This window comes from Mesorhizobium sp. M5C.F.Ca.IN.020.32.2.1 (genome assembly GCF_004023105.1).
GTDB classification, from domain to species: domain Bacteria; phylum Pseudomonadota; class Alphaproteobacteria; order Rhizobiales; family Rhizobiaceae; genus Mesorhizobium; species Mesorhizobium wenxiniae.
On sequence record NZ_RZSX01001622.1, the window covers coordinates 1 to 518 of the forward strand.

1 protein-coding gene is annotated in these 518 nt (G+C 64.9%); it reads right to left on the reverse strand.

Annotated elements, in window-relative coordinates:
• Positions 1 to 518: aminotransferase class III-fold pyridoxal phosphate-dependent enzyme (locus EOA86_RS37810; RefSeq protein WP_128345897.1), on the reverse strand; the 518-nt coding region annotated here is incomplete at both ends.

A 518-nucleotide genomic window follows, 5' to 3' on the forward strand; every position in this document is an offset into this window, starting at 1 on the left:
GGAGAGTGCCTCGAACCGATCCAGCGTTTCCTGCTCGCGCCCGGCGGCCGGGAAGGGGATGGTGTCGACCTCGAACAGCAAGGGCTCGTAGGCGGCGTTGAACACGCCACGGGCGCCGACGCTCATCGCCCCGATCGTGTCACCATGATAGCTGTGCTCCATGACGACGATGCGCGAACGCGGCGCGCCGATGTTGCGGAAATAGCCGAGCGCCATCTTCAGCGCGACTTCGATTGAGGTCGAGCCACTGTCGGAATAGAACACCCGGTCAAGGCCGGCGGGTGCGAGGCCGACAAGCGCCTCGGCCAGGCGCTCGGCCGGCTCGTGGGTAAAGCCCGCGAAGATGATCTGGTCGAGGTTCGACGCGGTCGTCTCGATGGCCTTCATGATGCGGGGGTGGCGGTGGCCATGAGTGACGACCCACCAGGAAGAAATCGCATCCAGGATGCGGGAGCCGTCGGCCTTGTGGAGATAGGCGCCTTCAGTCAGCACGATTTCAGGGATCGAGGGCTCTAGCG